Genomic DNA, 16073 nt, shown 5'->3' with positions numbered 1-16073 from the left:
GCCGTGATGGCGCGGAAAACGACGCAAGCCGCGCAAAACCTGCCGCGGATTGGCCTTTCCCTTTGCCGCGAAACCCATATCTTGCCGCCATACGCGCGAACACCAAAAAGGCATCCGTCATGACCACCGATCCCCTTGTCGTCTTTACCCCTTCGGGCAAACGCGGACATTTCCCCGTTGGCACTCCGATCCTGACGGCGGCCCGGCAACTGGGGGTCGATCTGGATTCGGTCTGCGGTGGGCGCGGGATCTGCTCGAAATGCCAGATCACGCCCAGCTATGGCGAGTTTCCCAAACACGGCGTCACGGTCCGCGAAGACGCGCTGAGCGAATGGAACGCGGTTGAGCAGCGCTATGACGACAAACGCGGTCTGAAACCGGGCCGGCGTCTGGGCTGCCAGGCCACCGTTCAGGGCGACGTGGTGATCGACGTCCCGCCTGAAAGCCAGGTGCACCGCCAGGTGGTGCGCAAGGCCGCCGCCGCGCGCGCCATCACCATGGACCCGGCCACGCGCCTCTATTTCGTGGTGGTCGAAGAACCCGACATGCACTCGCCCACCGGCGATCTGGAACGGCTGGAGCGTGCCCTGCGCGAGCAGTGGCAGATCGACGCCGTCACCGCCGACCTGTCGCTTCTGTCCAAACTGCAGCCGACCCTGCGCAAGGGTAAATGGGAGGTCACGGTCGCCCTGCACAAGGGCCACAAGGACAAAGTGGCGCGCATCGTCGAAATCTGGCCCGGACTGCACGAAAACGGGCTGTACGGGCTGGCCATCGATTTGGGCTCGACCACCATCGCCGCGCATCTGACCGATCTGGACACCGGTGAGGTCAAGGCCTCGTCGGGACTGATGAACCCGCAGATCCGGTTCGGCGAAGACCTCATGAGCCGTGTGTCGTACGCGATGATGAACCCCGGCGGTGATCAGGAGATGACCCGGGCCGTGCGTGAGGCGATCAACGATCTGGTCACCTCGATCGCCGACGAGGCAGGGATCGACCCGGCCCTGATCGTGGAAACTGTGTTCGTCTGCAACCCGGTCATGCACCATCTTCTGCTGGGTCTGGACCCGGTTGAACTGGGCCAGGCGCCGTTTGCGCTGGCCACGTCGGAAAGCGTCACGCTGCACGCACGCGAGATGGATCTGACCACGATGAACCCCCGTGCGCAGGTCTACATCCTGCCCTGCATCGCGGGCCATGTGGGAGCCGACTGCGCCGCCGTGGCGCTGAGCGAAGAGCCGGGCAAGTCGCAGGATCTGGTTTTGATCGTGGACGTCGGAACCAATGCCGAGATCCTGCTGGGCAACACGACCCGCGTGCTGGCCTGTTCCTCGCCCACCGGACCGGCCTTCGAAGGTGCGCAGATCAGCTCGGGCCAGCGTGCCGCGCCCGGCGCGATCGAGCGCATTCAGATCGACCCGGTGACCAAGGAACCCCGGTTCCGCGTGATCGGCTCGGACAAGTGGTCCGACGAAGACGGATTCGAGACCGATATCGCCACTACCGGCATCACCGGCATCTGCGGGTCGGGCATCATCGAGGCGGTGGCCGAACTGCGCATGGCCGGCCTGCTGGACGAGAGCGGCCTGATCGGCTCGGCCGAGCAGACCGGCACCAGCCGCTGCATCCCCGAGGGCCGAACCCATTCCTATCTGATCCATGACGCCAGCGCCGAGGGCGGCCCGCGCATCACCGTGACACAGGGCGACATCCGGGCGATCCAGCTGGCGAAATCCGCGCTCTATGCCGGGGCGCGGCTGCTGATGGACGAGATGGGCGTGGACCGTGTGGATCGCGTAGTGCTGGCCGGGGCGTTCGGCGCCCATATCTCGACCAAACACGCGATGGTTCTGGGCATGATCCCCGACGCGCCGCTGGACAAGGTCCAAAGCGCGGGCAACGCCGCCGGCACCGGCGCACGCATCGCGCTGTGCAACATCGCCGCCCGGGCCGAGATCGAACGCGTGGTGCGCGAGATCACCAAGGTCGAAACCGCGATCGAGCCGAAATTCCAGGAGCATTTCGTCGCCGCGAACGCGATTCCGCACAAGACCGACCCGTTCCCGGAACTGGTTAAGATCGTCACCCTGCCCGCTCCGTCCTTCAACACCGGAGGCGATGCGGAAAAAACTGGCCGCCGTCGCCGCAGAAAGGCATAGTCCGAAAAACTGCGGAGGACCCCCATGCAAACAGCAAACGAAGATCAGGCTGAATACTGGGGCAACTCCGAATCCGGCACCAAGTGGCTGACTTTTGAGGACAAACTGGACCACATGCTGGCCCCGGTTCTGGACCTCGTTCTGGATCAGGCCGAACTGGAACCCGGAATGCGCGTTCTGGACATCGGCTGCGGGACCGGCGCCAGCACCATCGCGGCCGCCCAGCGTGTCGGACCGCAGGGCCATGTTCTTGGCGGCGACATTTCTGAGCCGTTCCTAAGCCGAGCGCAGGAAAGGGCCTTTTCCGCGGGTGTTGAAAACGTCGATTTCCAATGCGTCGACGCTCAGGTCGCCCGGTTCCCCGAGGGCGCGTTCGACGCTGCGATATCGCGGTTCGGTGTCATGTTCTTTCAGGATTCGGTTGCGGCGTTCGCCAACATCGCCAAGGCTCTGGCCCCCGACGGACAAATGACTTTTGCCGCATGGGGACCTCTGGCTGACAATCCCTGGTTCAGGATTCCCCACATGGCCGCCACATCGCATCTGGGCCACCCACCAAAATATGGTCGGTACGCACCGGGACCACTGGCCTTTCATGACATCGACCATGTGACCGGCATGATGGCAACGGCGGGTTTGGATGACATCTTCGCCAACCCCGTAAGCCTCCGACTACCGGGGCTTGGATCGGTGGAGGCCACCGCTGAGCTTTGCACCCGGGTCGGGCCGGCCGCGCGCGTGATAGCGCATTTTAAAGGCGATGAGGCCGACGAACGAAAAATCCAGAGCGCCGTGGCCCAGGAGTTTTCGAGTTTTCAAACGGCAGATGGGTTTGGCATCCCGGCAGTCATCAACGTCTTTCAGGCCCGTAAGCCCTCCTGAAATACCAGAGCGTGTCGCCCTTGGCCAATCACACCCGCTGACTGTTATTGTTTCTGATCGTCAACTCTTTTCAGCCTTTTGTGCCTAATTGTCTGCGTTTTTGCCAGTGTTTTTCTCACCATCCGGAAACTTAATAAGATTCTTGGTGATTTTTGCGTAAAAATCGTAAAATATGAATGTATTGGGCAGAGTAATTCAAATCTACAGAAGCCGCTGAACCGGCTCGCTTTAGTGAGTAAGACGTTTACCAGTTGGTGCTATATGGACAGGGGGATGGGCCGTGCAGGTGCGTGGCTACCGAACACGCAACACACACGCGCATTGATCAGTTTCATTCAATGGAGCCAGGGCGGAGTGGTTCTGGACGCTGCGTTGACCGAAGTTGTCAACGCGTTTGGAGCCGATTGTGGTACCCTCAGCCGTGTCTGGCTCAATAAAGGTGGCAGCCGAGTAGCTGCGCGCGCAGATACCCGTGACCAGACAATAAGTCGGCCGCTTTTCCTTTCCTTCACGAACGACGTGATTGGTCCGTTTGCGAGCAAGCCAAAGAAAGGCGTCGTCTTCAGTCTCAAGGATCACGGGAAACCCGTAAACGAGTTTTCTGCCGTTGTTCTGGACTGGATCTCGCACCGCAAGCTGCACGATATCCTGTTCGTCTGTCTCGACAACCAAGGCTGCGAAATCGATTTTCTGGAGCTGCATTTCGCCAAAGGCCTCGAACCCGGCTGGCGCGAAGCGATAGAGACAGTCGCACCCGAAATTTCCGAAATCTACCGCAACAGACGCGCCGGTCTGATTACGGAAGCAATTTCCCGCCAATCCGTAACGACCATCCAAAGGGCGGTGAATGACGCGCCGCTGATGAGCCTCGAAAACCCAGCGGGCCTGACACGGGCCGAATGGCGGGTCTGCGTTCTGATTTCCCGGGGACTGTCGCAACAGTCCATTGGATCCGAGCTCGAGATTGGTCCCGCGACTGTGAGAACGCATCTCAAGCATATCTACGGCAAGACAGGAATGGAGAACTTCCACATGTTGGCCAGACGGCTGGTTTCGATCGAAGAACGCGAAGCCTTGCACGGCAGACACAATCAGGCACGCGCATGATGATTGATCTGCCTTGGCATAATTGGGTACCTCTGTGGTTGATGGTGCCGCTGTTTGTAGCGGTGGCGTGGACGGACCTAACCGAATACCGGATACCGAACCTGTACTGCCTTATAGGGTTTGCCCTGTTTCTGGTCGGGTCCCCTGCCCTCGGTTTGCATGAAATTGGATTGCGATTGATTGCCGCCGGGCTTTGCTTTGGGATATGTTTTGCCCTTTTCGCCGCTGGTTGGCTGGGAGGCGGAGACGCCAAAATGCTACCGGTGATCTTTCTGGCGATACCGACCCAAGCCCTTTCGACATACATGCTGCTGCTATCTGCCGCGATGGCGTTTGGACTGACCAGCTTGACCCTGCTGCGCCTGTTCGTCCGGCAACCGACAGGAAAGCTTGCAGCAACGCTCAGCGGACGCGAGTTTCCTCTTGGGATTGCCATAGGCCTTTCAGGCCTGATCCTGGCCGGCTGGTCGATGCTGCTTTACAGCGCCTGAAAGAGCGCGACCCAAGTCGGGGACGCACAGTTGACCTCGTGCGGACCCGGGAGCGCCGCACCCACAAAAACAGGGTCATTTCACGAAGGTTTCGACGTATCGAATGATGATCGGTGCAAGGATCAGCCCCGCGATCGAGGGCAACATCAGGCTCGCCATGACCGCGGACATCTGCACCGGCAACTTGTTGGCTTTCTCCTGCGCGCGAAGCTCTCTCAGTTCGCGCATTTCTTCGGAATACGTAGTCAAGGCGGCCGACAACGGGACGCCGAACCGGGACGACTGGAGGACGACGCTCACGAACGAACTCATTTCGTCGATCCCCGTCCGGCGCGCCATTCTCATCAACGCAACTTCACGGTCGCGCCCGGCCTGAATCTCGCTCAGGGCAATCAGAATTTCCTCGGACATTTCGGGCGATACAGTCTGCATTTCCACTGCAACTTTGAGAAGCGCCTGGTCAAACCCCATTCCCGCCTCGATCCCAATCTGGAGCAAGTCCAGCATGTTCGGGAACGCATTTTCCATCCGACGTTTACGCTCCTTGATCCGAGCGCTCATCCAAAGCTGGGGGATGAAGAACCCGATGCCGCAGAGGATGCCAAGGTTCCGCAAGATCTGAAATGAATTCAGACCAGACACATAATCGTTGATCGTGGCGCCGATACTGGACGCAGGCTGCCAAGACATGAGGACAAGAAAGACAAGCGGCAGAAACGTCGCCAAGCCCAAACGGATCAGATAGAAATTGGCGATTGCATTCCGGCCACGAAACCCTGAGCGCGCAAGCACTTGGCCAACTTCGAACCTGACACTTGCATCGCTGGGGATAAGTGCGGCGCTCAGCCCGGTCGGTGTATCGCCCTCCACCTTTTCCGGCACAAGACGTGCAAGGCTCTGGCCCCTTGTTCGTTTGGGCAGCATCCGTTCGGCTGCTGTAGACCGATCGCCGAGCGACGATGATATCCCAAAGAATGCAACGATCGCGCCGGCGGCAACAACGCCCAGGATCATGAGTTGGGAAAAAAGACCAGTGTCGAGTAGCGAGTTCACGATTTCCATTTCGACAACCCTCCCTCAGATCCGGAAATTGACAAGCTTGAACAAAACGATGGCGTTCAGAACGATGGCCGCTGAAATGACGCTCATGACGGGCCAGAAAATCGGGTATTGCACAACGCTTCCGTAATAGTCCGGCGTCATGACCGTCATCACGAGGGCAATCCCGACAGGAATGAACGACAGGATATAGGCGGTCATCCGACCCTCGGCAGAAATGGCCTTGATCTTGCGCCGCAGAGACATGCGGGCACGGATGACGCGCGCCAATGTTCGCAGAATGCCGGCCAGATCGCCACCAGTGCCATGCTGCATCGTCAGCGCGACCGAGAGGTACTGGATATCCTCTTCATCTACCCGGTCTGCCATGTTGCGAATGGCGGTCGTCAACTCTTCCCCATAAGCGACTTGGTCCACGACCAGACCGAATTCAGTTCCGATCGGATCGGGCATTTCGTTTGCCACGCTCTGCAAGGTCGTGTTCAACGGATGTCCGACCTTCAACCCACGCGACATCAGGTCCAACGCATCCGGCAATTGCTTGATCAGCGCGGCCTTGCGCCGTCTGAGGTTGGCGCCAAGGTAGACCAACGGGGCCAACAGGAAGAACACAGCGCTTACAGGTATGACCGTCAGTGGGTTGGCCACCAGTGAGCCTCCGATCGCCGAAACCAGAAAAGCACCCCCACATCCCAACAGGAACATTTCCGGCACCATGTGCAGGCCCGATGCCGCAAGGGCACCCGGCAAGTCGCCGACCAGCGGAAACGACTTCATGAGTGGTTTGCTCTCCCGCGGTTTGAGCAATTCCAGAACGTCCTCGCCAGTCTTTCCCTGGTTCAGCATCTGGATGCGCCGGTTTATCGCCTCTTCCCGGTTTTCTCCGCGCTTCAAAAGCTGACGGACCCCTTCGAAGGCAATCAGGGCGCCGAGAAATATCAAGAGTGACAGAACAAAGCGGACATCGTAGCCGCCCACTTCCATCTCTGGTCCGATCAACGAGTCTATGCTGTGCGTCGAAAAGAAGGATCTGAGATCTTCCAACATGGCCGGGTCCCTCAGTTGAACTTGATCGATGAAAGGTCGACACCCGCCGCCGCCAGCGCATCGCTGGATTTCGGTCGGATACCGGTCGGCATGAAGCGCCCGAGGATGTTGCCGGCCTCGTCCTTGCCTTCACGTTTGAAGACGAAGATGTCCTGCATGGTCACGATATCGCCCTCCATGCCGGTGATCTCGGCAATCGAGGTGACACGGCGGGTACCATCAGACAGGCGGTTCAATTGCAGAACAAAGTGAATTGCCGAAGCGATAGTCGCGCGGATTGCTGCATGCGGCAGCTCCAGCCCGCCCATTTGCACCATCTGCTCGACCCGGGAAAGTGCATCGCGTGGGCTGTTGGCGTGTACCGTCGTCATCGACCCGTCATGGCCGGTATTCATCGCCTGCAACATATCGAATGCTTCGGAGCCGCGCACCTCGCCGATGATGATCCGATCCGGACGCATCCGCAGCGCGTTTCGCACAAGGTCTCGTTGGGCAACGGCGCCAGTACCGTCGAGGCCAGCAGGCCGCGTTTCCATGCGCAAGACATGTTCCTGCTGAAGCTGAAGTTCGGCCGCGTCTTCAATCGTGACGATCCGCTCCCGAGGGCTGATATACGACGACAATGCATTCAGCATCGTGGTCTTGCCCGATCCGGTTCCGCCCGAGATCAGCACGTTCATCTTGGCTTCAACCAATCCCCGCAGCAGTTTGGCCGCGCTTTCGTTCAAGGCCTCGTTTTTGATCAGGCGTTCCATCGTCAGCGGAACCCGCGAGAATTTTCGAATGGAAAGCGCCGGCCCGTCCAGTGCGCAGGGCCGAATGATCGCGTTGACGCGGCTGCCATCTTCCAACCGCGCATCCACCCACGGTTGCCGTTCATCAATACGGCGACCGATCCGGCTGACGATCTTGTCGATGATCCGCAGCAGATGACGTTCGTCACGGAAACGTGCCGATGTCTTTTCGAGGATGCCCGAGCGCTCGACAAAAATCTGCGTGTGGCCGTTCACGAGGATATCGTTGATCGTGGGGTCGGCCAACAACGGTTCCAGCGGGCCCAAGCCAAGCACCTCGTGCATCAGCTCTTCGACAAGTTGCTTGACCTCCTCGCTGCGCATCGCACGGCCTTCGGCGCGCAGCAGTTCGGTGACATGTCGCCCAATTTCGCCCCGCAGTGTTTCTTCCTCGACCTTTTCGATAACGGCGAGGTTCAGCTTGTCCAGCAACGAGTTATGCAGTCGTGCCTTGAGATCTATCCGATCGTTCTGGATGTCATGCATCAATACGAGGTCATCGCCGGAGCCATGAACCGGCTTGCCGATCTGAGCAAACTGCTTGGTGTCCAACGGCACAACTTTCGAAGCGTCCGGTTTTTCCTGGCCTGGTCGGTCGAATTCTCGAAACATCTACTTAACCTTCTGCAAATATTTAACTATTCTGAAACACTCTGACTCAGTGCTGGCCGACCCGAGGCGGCAAAGACAGGCATGTCTCGTGTGCCAGCTTTCGGATTGCGCGTGTCATCGGTGCGCGGGATGAAACATCTTCCAACGGCACGCCCCGATCGACCGACTCGCGTACTGTGCGCTCGTCGCGAGGCACCCAAAATGCAAAGTCCTTTTCAAGGAGTTTTGCCGCCGCTCTGTGGTGCGCCGCCGGAATGATGGGTTTCTTTTCAAGGTTGGCGACCAGTTGAATTTCCAGTGCTGGGTTTTCCGCTTGGTAGAAATCCATCAGCTTGCGGGCCGAGCGAACGGACGGAACGGCAACGTCCGTCACCAAATATAGGCGGTCAGCTTGCGTCAGGACGGGCGTAATCCATTCCACCAGCGCCCGCGGCAAATCCACCACGACGTAGTCATGGGTACGTTTCAGGGAATCCAGAATGGCCGATATCTGCTCTTCTTTGATCGCAGTCAACGGACCATAGCGCGACGGAGCGGCCAGGATATCGACCCCGCAGGGCGACTTGACCATTGCCTGTTCCAAAAAGGCACTGTCGGGAATGCTGCCTTCCATGGCCATACGCCACATCGCGTCGCTTTCGGCGACATCCATCAAGGCAGCAATCGAGCCGAACTGAAAGTCCAGATCCACCAGTGCAACCGAGTTCGACGCCGTCTTTTTCAGGAAGCCGGCCTTGGATTGAAGCTCGTTCGCCATATTAGCGGCAACCAAGGACGATCCGACGCCACCGCGAGATTTGCCAACCGCGATCAACTTGCCAAGTGTGGCTTGTCCACCCCAAACGGCGGGAAGCTGCGCCTGCCGTCGGGCACGGATCGCATCCACCTGGGGAATGATCTCCTCATGGATTGCATTGCGCGGCAGCACGTCATCAACTCCAAGCTTTTTGAGCTGTCGGGCCTTCTCAAGCGGCAGATCTTCAGACGCCAGGGCGATAATGATCGCATTGGGCATGCGCGCATCACAAATCTGCTTTGCGGTCTGCAACAGCTCTGGCGAACTGTCATCCACATCGAACAGAACCACGTCATGACGCGCTGACAAGGCAACGGCCGTCCCGTTGACCCGCGCGACAGTGTCCCTGCGGCCCGTAAAGCGGCAATTGCTCAGCCCCTCCAACGACGTTTCGATTGCCGCGAAAATCTCTTCGTCCGGTGAAATCAACAGCACTGAAATCTGCTTGGCACTCATGACTCTTCTCCTTACTCAACGGCACCGATGGCAAGATCCTCGGCCGGGACGGATGTGCTCATCGTTGGGATTGAAATGGTGTTGGGGCTGCTGGCGGATATGGCAGGGTTGCCAGCAGCAAGGGCGACCAACGGCCCAATTGGCAGCGCGAAATCGTAGTCCAGGTTTACCAGTTCGGCTGTAACCACCGGCGTATAGGGTCCACCAAGAAAACCAAGACGAGGATCGTGCGAATAGGTGATTTGCACATTTGCCGCGGTGGCTCCGGGTGGCAGCAGCATTTCGATCTCGTCCCAGATCCGGCTGCCATAGGCGCTTGATGCGTCAAGCTGACACGGCGCCGGCAGGTTCGGAGTGGCGCAGATGCTGCCGCTGCGGCACAGCGCGCCGAACTTGGTTGTTGCGGGGGCGCCACCGGCCAGCGTGTGCGTGTTTGGCATCGCGCCACACAGTGGCGGCCCGACCGTGGCAAGCCGAGAGGCTTTTTGCATCGCTTTCTGCGCCATCGTCGTGGACCAGTAGAGCCGTCCGTACTCGAGAATTCCAAACACGAGCACCAGGAACAACGGAACGACCATGCCCAGCTCGACCAGTGCCGACCCGTTTTCACGTCGCCAGAAAGCGCGCGCCATATGCAGGTTACCGGTCATACCCCAAACACCCGGCTCTGATCCGAGATTTCGGTGTCGAGAGGCCCCAGCGCTGCCCCGAAAAGGCTAAAAACGTTTCCAAACAGGTACTCAATCCGGATCTGAGCCGTGACCTCGACCACCGAAGTCGGATTGATCCGGTACACGCCAGCCCGCGAGATACAGCGCGGCGTGACGTCGATAACGGTTGTGCCATGCGGCATGATCGACGAACCGCCCAACTGGTTTTGGACGATGTCCGTGGCCAGAGCGTCATAGCTGCCGACTCCGCCCGCTGCGCACAAGTCCAACGGTGCGATCCGCGCGATCATACGCGAGGCATCGCGCACCCCGGCCGATGTTGCCTGATGAATCCAGGTGATACGCCCACCTTCGATGATCACGGCAAAGAACAGCAGGATCAACGGAAGTACGATCCCGAACTCGACCATCGGGGCGCCGGCCTCGCACGACCGCAACCGTCGGATATGCCGAACGAGCCGAGTCATCGATACAACCTCACGACATCGCGAAAGATTCCATCATCGCTGCTGCCACCGACTCCACCGCCGACCTGCTCGACCACCTCGACAAAGATGTCAAAATCAGTCCCCGAGGATTCTTCGAGCGGCTGGATCAGGAAAACCTTTACAAACTCCTGCACCGGAACGTTCTCCGCGCGTCCCGCGACCGGATTGGCACCGCAGTTTATGGCGGCTGCGATAAATGTGCGGCGGTCAGGGTCGTCCAGCGTTGTGCTCGCGCATTGCGGGCGGCCGGACTCGCTGCGCCCAAACAGCACATCACCCGTACCAGCCCTGGTGATCTCGTCGAGATACATTTCGTATCGCGTGTTACCCGTCGGGTTACCCAGCGGGTGCGGCGTCAGATCATTGGCCGGACCGTCGCCATAGTTCATGTCCAAATAAGCCGCTTTGCCGGAGGTCCAGACACCGTTTCCAAAACGGCCGCCATGCGCGCAGGTGCCGGCGGCGAAGCAATCGTCGGGCGGAAACGGCATCGAGTCGGTCGAAACCTCGGGATTGTTCTTCAGACAGCTTCCGCCAGAGTTTTCCCAGCCCGCGATGACCTGCGGTCCGGGCGCATAGTCTTCATCATTCTTGAGGTTGCTCATCGTCGAGTGGAAAATATCGAACCGAGAATTGTAGATTGCGCTGCCAATGCCATTGCGCTGACCGGGCTCGGTATCAACACCGCGCTGAGACACGCATTGCGTCAGGTTTCCATGCGCCGCGATCAGGCAGATATAGAGTTTTGATCCGGTCTGCCCCGCGCAAGGACCGTTGGGGTTTATGCCGATGTCCGTCGGGTCGAGGAAACCAAAATTCCCCGGCCCCCAAGCGGCACCGTTACCTCCAGTGCGCAACTTGATGGTTGACCCTTTGTTTGCATTCGCTGTCCAGCCGGAAGGGATGCAGAACATCAACGGCGTCACATCACAGGCATATTGGGTGTAACCCGCAATCGCGACGGCCTCGACATCCTCATCCGGGCGCGTCACCCCCAACAGATCCGCGAGGGCCCGACCGAAAGGAAGGAAAACGGTTCTAGGGGTCGCGGTCACCTCAACCAGAACGGCAAGAGCGGGATCGGTCGTGACAAACCCATCGACTGGATCATTGTCATCCGGATCGGCGGCAGGATCGGGCAGTCCCGACAGAAACCGCAGCGAATAATCTGCGGCCGTCCCCAGATCTTGGCTGCCCTCGGCAAAGAACTGGGAGTCTTCGATCATTCCGGCTGCTGCAGCCGTGGCGCGTGTGATCGCGTCACTGCCGCCATCCAGTTCTCCGGCGGCGGCCAGAGCCACGTGATCGGTATAAGCCTGCAGGTCGGTCTGCGTAGAAGCCAGTCGCCCAAGATCAAAGGTCAACGCCGCCATGCCAACGATCACGGTCATGCAAATTCCGACGAAAACCAGAATGGTCCCCTGTTCGTCGTCCTTTATGTTGCGCAACGTGGGCATGAACAGACCTCGCGAGCGATCAGTTGGACACGGTTGCATTCGAGGGGTTGCCGGCAACAGGAACTTCCTGGACGTCCGTGGTACCCCGACGCACCTTCACGATCGGCTTGGGCGCGCCCTCTGCAACCGGCGACTTTTCAAGCAGAATGTCGCTGAGGCGGATGGCCTCCAAGGGCTTGTCTTCCTGGATTTGCAGGGACCGCAGCGACAGGCTGAGTTGCCCGGCCTTCTGAGCCAATGCCAACCGCTGTCCCTGGTCCGGCGTGACTTCGACAGTCACCGTTCGGGCAATCCCGGGCTGGTCGACATCTTCATCAGCCGTCTGATCAACCCCAATGACACGGATGTTTTGCAGGATCGTCACCGCCCGCAGCGACTCGTTCTTGCCCTGCGTCAGCACGATATCAACAAAGTCACCTGGTGTGACGAACCCGCCAACACCGGTCTGCGCATCCACATTGATGGCCATTGCACGATTGTTCTCGCCCAAGGTCTGAACGATGGTGACCTTCTCACCGAAGTCAGAAACCTTTGACGCCAACAGGATTTCACCCTGCGCCAACGCGCGCTTGGCGCGTCGCGGGTCGACACCTGCTGTGGGCAGAACATCTTCGAAACTTGTAAATACACCTGCCGGCACGGAATCCGCCGGCCAGTCGATGGCGGTCAGCTTGTGACCTTCAATCGGAGATCCGAACGGGATCTCTTCTGCTGCTGCGACCACGCGAACGATCGTCGGATCAGCGGCGGCCTGGCTCCGTCTCAGCTGCTCCTGCGCGATCATCACGGCGCCACCCGCCAGACCCACGCCAAGAATAGTTATCATCAAGGATTTCAATCGCATAGGTCCCTCCAAATAGCCGGGCCGGTCATTCTGAAAACGTGGGGCCAGTCCTCGGCCGAAACTGCTTCACGCGGGGCGCAGTATGCCGAGACTGGTCTGGTTCTGGCTTCCCGCCGTCCTCGCGGCGGAAAACCAGTTGCTTTTCAGGCCAAAACAGCAGGATTACGGCCGTGTTGCAGCCGTGTTGGCGTCATTGAAGTTGGTGTTGGTTGTGCCGCCCAGACCGGTCAGCAGGGTCCCGCCAACAGCGATCGCGATGAACAGTGCGATACCGTATTCGACAAGAGTGGCGCCACGCTCGTCACGGCGCAGACGAATAAATAGACTACGAATTGCCTTTGACATGATTTGAACTCCAGTTTGTACTCATTAATGTGCGAATTTCGCACAGGAACGAGGGTTCCCCCGTCAGTTCAAATCGTATCGAGCCCGTATCTGGCAAACCTCCCCACAAACGAAAAGGATTTCCCGTTTAACGCGAGAATTCGTTCATTTTGGCTTTTTTTGTGGCAGGATTCTGGCGCGAAATAGTCCGAGTCCAGCTCAGTTTTGAGCTTCAAGCGGGCCAATATCAAAGTGCTTGGAGCGGGTAGCGGGAATCGAACCCGCGCGTTCAGCTTGGGAAGCTGACAGGCTACCATTACATCATACCCGCCGCTCGGTGCTGAATATCACCCGTCCTTTGCAGAGTTCAAGATGCTTCGATCAGCGCGGCAAACAAAAAGGCCGGGCAGATTGCCCGGCCCGTTGACAAAGCAGCCTACTCAGGCCCGGCGACGTCGAGCACCGCCCCGGCGGCCACGTGCGCTCTCGCCTTCGGCGCCTGCAGCATCGGCAGGTTTGTTGAACTTGATCCACTCGCCGCCATGCGGGTCGTTGTTGGTCAGCAGGTTGGCGGCGCGAATGGCCTCCATCTCCTTGCCGGCGCGCGGCTTGGTCGAGCCCAGACCGAACATCTGAACGAAGGTTTCGTCGTCCATGCCGTCGGGCAGGATGATGCCCGCCGCTGCAACCTCGACCTTTTTCTCGGCGATCTTCTTCTGCGTCACCGGCAACGCCACCGGGTTCATGATGGCCGAGGTCATGCCCGCGCCCATCGCCATCGGCAGGAAGGCGTTGTTGATGCCGTGACGGTTCGGCAGACCGAACGAGATGTTGGACGCACCACAGGTGGTGTTCACGCCCAGCTCCTCGCGCAGGCGGCGTACCAGGGCAAAGACCTGCTGGCCGGCAGTAGCCATCGCGCCAATCGGCATCACCAGCGGGTCCACAACGATGTCGTGGGCCGGAATGCCATAGTCAGCCGCGCGCTGAACGATCTTCTTGGCAACCTCAAAGCGCACGTCGGGGTCTTCGGAAATGCCCGTATCGTCGTTCGAAATCGCTACGACCGGCACGTTGTATTTCTTGACCAGCGGCAGCACCAGTTCCAGGCGGTCCTCCTCGCCAGTGACCGAGTTCAGCAGCGGGCGGCCTTCGGCAGCCTCCAGCCCGGCCTCCAACGCACCCGGAACCGAGCTGTCGATGCACAGCGGCACATCGACCAGACCCTGCACCAGCTCAACGATCTGTCTCATCAGCGGCGGTTCGGTCTCGTTCGGGTTGGGGTTCGAGTTGTAGACCACGCCTGCGTTGATATCGAGCACGGTCGCCCCGGCCGCGACCTGCGCCAGCGCGTCCTGCTCGACGGTCGAGAAATCGCCCGCTTCCAACTCGGCGGCCAGCTTCTTGCGGCCGGTCGGATTGATCCGCTCGCCGATCACGCAGAACGGCTGATCGAAGCCGATGATCGCGGTTTTGGTCTTTGATTCTACGACTGTACGGGTCATGTCCGGTCCTTAAGCGTTTACAGGCTTCGCCGAGGCGCCGCCGTTTTCGATGGCCCAGTTGGCATTGGTCTTGATGCCGCCAAGCGGGAAGAAGTGTACGTTGGTGATGTTGAAGTCGGGGTTGGCCGCCTTGTGCTGGGCCAATTCGGTAATCACGTCGGTCGGCTCGTAGGGCAGCAGCAGCTTGGACACGTCCATGGCGCGCTTCTGCAGCACCTTCAGCGACGGGCCCACACCGCAGGCGATCGCGAATTTGATCAGCGTCTGCAGCTTGGCCGGACCGGCGATGCCGATATGGATCGGCAGGTCGATCCCGGCCGCCTTCAGACCGTCGGCCCATGCGATGATCGGCTTGGCGTCAAAGGCAAACTGGGTGGCCAGCGCCATTTCGGCGTCGGTGGTTTCGCTGAATTTCTGCTTCCAACGCAATGCCTCGTCCACATTCTTGGTGGAACCGTCCGGGTCGATGTCCTTGTTGCCTTCGGGGTGACCTGCGACGTGCAGGCGCTTGAAGCCCGCCTTGTCGAACAGGCCCGTTTCCAGCAACTGCATCGAGCTGTCGAACTCGCCATGGGGCTTGGCAACGCCTCCGGCCAGCAGCAACGCCTGATCGACGCCCGCCTCGCCCTGGTACATGTTGATCCAGTCCCCCAGCGTCGCCGCGTCATTGATGATGCGGGCCGGGAAATGCGGCATGACCGGATAGCCCTCGGCCGCGATCCGCTTGGCGGTCTTGACCATGTCCTCGATGGGCGTGCCTTCGATATGGGCGATGTAGACACGCGTGCCTTCGGGCAGCAGGTCGCGGAAATCCTCGACCTTCTCGGCAGTACGCGGCATGACTTCGATCGAATAACCCTGCAAGAAGGCTTCGACGGTCGGGTTCACCGGGGCCTTATCGGCCGCATCACGTTTCTTGAAGTTCAGCAAAGCCATTGCGGCCTCCCATAAAGATCTGGGGCTCATGCCCAACCGTCATTTGCGATCAGAGCCTTGATGCGGTCCTGATCGTATTCCGTTTCCAGGCGCAACGCTTCAGCCTCGGCGATCTCGGTCGGGTCGCCCTCAACCTCGAACGGATCGGCTTTGCGCCACTCGGCCAGATAGGCATCACTGTCCTTGGCGTTCACCTTCATGGCGGCGCGGTCGATGGCTTGCTCGAACCGCACATCCAACTGTCGCTTTGCGCCACGGCGGCCCTTGCCCACGATGACCTGAGCGGGGATGTCGCGCCAGTAAACGATGGTGACGTCAGGCATTGGTCTTGATTCCTCCTAACCAGATGGTCCGGTTCTAAACGGCTATGTGGGGCCGGGTCGGTCGGATTTCGACACCCGGGGCTTTTCCAGCGACGTTTTGCAATTCGGGATACAAGCCC

16 protein-coding genes and 1 tRNA gene are annotated in these 16073 nt (G+C 59.5%); 4 read left to right on the top strand and 13 right to left on the bottom strand.

Features of this window, described 5'->3' with window-relative positions; translation table 11 throughout:
* Window positions 1-119: 119 nt before the first annotated feature.
* The 4 genes from ACR0LD_RS04630 (at window position 120) to ACR0LD_RS04615 (ending at window position 4642) form a co-directional block, all read left to right on the top strand.
* A complete protein-coding gene (locus ACR0LD_RS04630; protein WP_480635736.1) occupies window positions 120-2162 on the top strand; it encodes an ASKHA domain-containing protein in 2043 nt (680 codons plus the stop codon).
* Window positions 2163-2186: 24 nt separating this feature from the next.
* On the top strand, window positions 2187-3044 hold the full coding sequence (locus ACR0LD_RS04625) for a class I SAM-dependent methyltransferase (protein ID WP_480635734.1): 858 nt from the start codon (window positions 2187-2189) through the stop codon (window positions 3042-3044).
* A 372-nt stretch (window positions 3045-3416) separates the two neighbouring features.
* Window positions 3417-4151: a helix-turn-helix transcriptional regulator gene (locus ACR0LD_RS04620; RefSeq protein WP_480635732.1), complete on the top strand. Its 735-nt coding sequence runs from the start codon at window positions 3417-3419 to the stop codon at window positions 4149-4151.
* A complete protein-coding gene (locus tag ACR0LD_RS04615) occupies window positions 4148-4642 on the top strand; it encodes an A24 family peptidase (RefSeq protein ID WP_480635730.1) in 495 nt (164 codons plus the stop codon). The genes ACR0LD_RS04620 and ACR0LD_RS04615 overlap by 4 nt, the downstream gene beginning before the upstream one ends.
* A 75-nt stretch (window positions 4643-4717) precedes the next feature.
* On the opposite strand, the gene ACR0LD_RS04610 is transcribed toward ACR0LD_RS04615, so the two are convergent.
* The 13 genes from ACR0LD_RS04610 to ACR0LD_RS04550 all read right to left on the bottom strand — a co-directional run bounded on the left by ACR0LD_RS04610 (window position 4718) and on the right by ACR0LD_RS04550 (window position 15954).
* A complete protein-coding gene (locus tag ACR0LD_RS04610) occupies window positions 4718-5704 on the bottom strand; it encodes a type II secretion system F family protein (RefSeq protein ID WP_170359189.1) in 987 nt (328 codons plus the stop codon).
* Window positions 5705-5719: 15 nt separating this feature from the next.
* Window positions 5720-6748, bottom strand: coding sequence for a type II secretion system F family protein (locus ACR0LD_RS04605; protein WP_480635728.1), 1029 nt, complete (start codon window positions 6746-6748; stop codon window positions 5720-5722).
* Between the two features lie 11 nt (window positions 6749-6759).
* Complete coding sequence (locus ACR0LD_RS04600) at window positions 6760-8154, bottom strand: TadA family conjugal transfer-associated ATPase (protein ID WP_170338532.1); 1395 nt, start codon at window positions 8152-8154, stop codon at window positions 6760-6762.
* Window positions 8155-8200: 46 nt separating this feature from the next.
* Window positions 8201-9406, bottom strand: coding sequence for a CpaE/TadZ family protein (locus ACR0LD_RS04595; RefSeq protein ID WP_480635725.1), 1206 nt, complete (start codon window positions 9404-9406; stop codon window positions 8201-8203).
* 11 nt (window positions 9407-9417) lie between these two features.
* On the bottom strand, window positions 9418-10056 hold the full coding sequence (locus ACR0LD_RS04590; RefSeq protein ID WP_170580483.1) for a TadE/TadG family type IV pilus assembly protein: 639 nt from the start codon (window positions 10054-10056) through the stop codon (window positions 9418-9420).
* The gene (locus ACR0LD_RS04585; RefSeq protein ID WP_170338526.1) at window positions 10053-10544 is read right to left on the bottom strand and encodes a TadE/TadG family type IV pilus assembly protein; all 492 of its coding nucleotides are present in this window, start codon (window positions 10542-10544) and stop codon (window positions 10053-10055) included. Before ACR0LD_RS04585 ends, ACR0LD_RS04590 begins: the two co-directional genes overlap by 4 nt.
* Window positions 10541-12022, bottom strand: coding sequence for a pilus assembly protein TadG-related protein (locus tag ACR0LD_RS04580; RefSeq protein ID WP_170442751.1), 1482 nt, complete (start codon window positions 12020-12022; stop codon window positions 10541-10543). The genes ACR0LD_RS04585 and ACR0LD_RS04580 overlap by 4 nt, the downstream gene beginning before the upstream one ends.
* Before the next feature lie 19 nt (window positions 12023-12041).
* Window positions 12042-12848 carry a Flp pilus assembly protein CpaB gene (cpaB, locus tag ACR0LD_RS04575; protein ID WP_254428886.1) on the bottom strand — a complete coding sequence of 269 codons (807 nt, stop codon included), beginning with the start codon at window positions 12846-12848 and terminating at the stop codon, window positions 12042-12044.
* A gap of 180 nt (window positions 12849-13028) precedes the next feature.
* Window positions 13029-13211 carry a Flp family type IVb pilin gene (locus ACR0LD_RS04570; RefSeq protein ID WP_093962121.1) on the bottom strand — a complete coding sequence of 61 codons (183 nt, stop codon included), beginning with the start codon at window positions 13209-13211 and terminating at the stop codon, window positions 13029-13031.
* A 236-nt stretch (window positions 13212-13447) separates the two neighbouring features.
* Window positions 13448-13521 (bottom strand) — tRNA-Gly (locus ACR0LD_RS04565).
* 109 nt (window positions 13522-13630) lie between these two features.
* Complete coding sequence (locus ACR0LD_RS04560) at window positions 13631-14695, bottom strand: methyltetrahydrofolate cobalamin methyltransferase (protein WP_170370496.1); 1065 nt, start codon at window positions 14693-14695, stop codon at window positions 13631-13633.
* 9 nt (window positions 14696-14704) lie between these two features.
* Window positions 14705-15631 carry a methylenetetrahydrofolate reductase gene (locus ACR0LD_RS04555; protein ID WP_480635721.1) on the bottom strand — a complete coding sequence of 309 codons (927 nt, stop codon included), beginning with the start codon at window positions 15629-15631 and terminating at the stop codon, window positions 14705-14707.
* A 26-nt stretch (window positions 15632-15657) separates the two neighbouring features.
* Window positions 15658-15954, bottom strand: coding sequence for a virulence factor (locus ACR0LD_RS04550; protein WP_480635719.1), 297 nt, complete (start codon window positions 15952-15954; stop codon window positions 15658-15660).
* Window positions 15955-16073: the final 119 nt, after the last annotated feature.

This window comes from Ruegeria sp. BF8 (genome assembly GCF_056538625.1).
The sequence above is the reverse complement of the archived record's forward strand: the minus strand, read 5'-3'. Positions and strand labels throughout refer to the sequence as shown.

What these genes read in the sequence shown, in the direction of transcription:
- ACR0LD_RS04630 (WP_480635736.1), top strand. Translation starts at nt 120, where the DNA reads ATGACCACCGATCCCCTTGTCGTCTTTACCCCTTCGGGCAAACGCGGA.
- ACR0LD_RS04625 (WP_480635734.1), top strand. Translation starts at nt 2,187, where the DNA reads ATGCAAACAGCAAACGAAGATCAGGCTGAATACTGGGGCAACTCCGAA.
- ACR0LD_RS04615 (WP_480635730.1), top strand. Translation starts at nt 4,148, where the DNA reads ATGATGATTGATCTGCCTTGGCATAATTGGGTACCTCTGTGGTTGATG.
- ACR0LD_RS04610 (WP_170359189.1), bottom strand. Translation starts at nt 5,704, where the DNA reads ATGGAAATCGTGAACTCGCTACTCGACACTGGTCTTTTTTCCCAACTC.
- ACR0LD_RS04605 (WP_480635728.1), bottom strand. Translation starts at nt 6,748, where the DNA reads ATGTTGGAAGATCTCAGATCCTTCTTTTCGACGCACAGCATAGACTCG.
- ACR0LD_RS04600 (WP_170338532.1), bottom strand. Translation starts at nt 8,154, where the DNA reads ATGTTTCGAGAATTCGACCGACCAGGCCAGGAAAAACCGGACGCTTCG.
- ACR0LD_RS04595 (WP_480635725.1), bottom strand. Translation starts at nt 9,406, where the DNA reads ATGAGTGCCAAGCAGATTTCAGTGCTGTTGATTTCACCGGACGAAGAG.
- ACR0LD_RS04590 (WP_170580483.1), bottom strand. Translation starts at nt 10,056, where the DNA reads ATGACCGGTAACCTGCATATGGCGCGCGCTTTCTGGCGACGTGAAAAC.
- ACR0LD_RS04585 (WP_170338526.1), bottom strand. Translation starts at nt 10,544, where the DNA reads ATGACTCGGCTCGTTCGGCATATCCGACGGTTGCGGTCGTGCGAGGCC.
- ACR0LD_RS04580 (WP_170442751.1), bottom strand. Translation starts at nt 12,022, where the DNA reads ATGCCCACGTTGCGCAACATAAAGGACGACGAACAGGGGACCATTCTG.
- cpaB (WP_254428886.1), bottom strand. Translation starts at nt 12,848, where the DNA reads ATGATAACTATTCTTGGCGTGGGTCTGGCGGGTGGCGCCGTGATGATC.
- ACR0LD_RS04570 (WP_093962121.1), bottom strand. Translation starts at nt 13,211, where the DNA reads ATGTCAAAGGCAATTCGTAGTCTATTTATTCGTCTGCGCCGTGACGAG.
- ACR0LD_RS04560 (WP_170370496.1), bottom strand. Translation starts at nt 14,695, where the DNA reads ATGACCCGTACAGTCGTAGAATCAAAGACCAAAACCGCGATCATCGGC.
- ACR0LD_RS04555 (WP_480635721.1), bottom strand. Translation starts at nt 15,631, where the DNA reads ATGGCTTTGCTGAACTTCAAGAAACGTGATGCGGCCGATAAGGCCCCG.
- ACR0LD_RS04550 (WP_480635719.1), bottom strand. Translation starts at nt 15,954, where the DNA reads ATGCCTGACGTCACCATCGTTTACTGGCGCGACATCCCCGCTCAGGTC.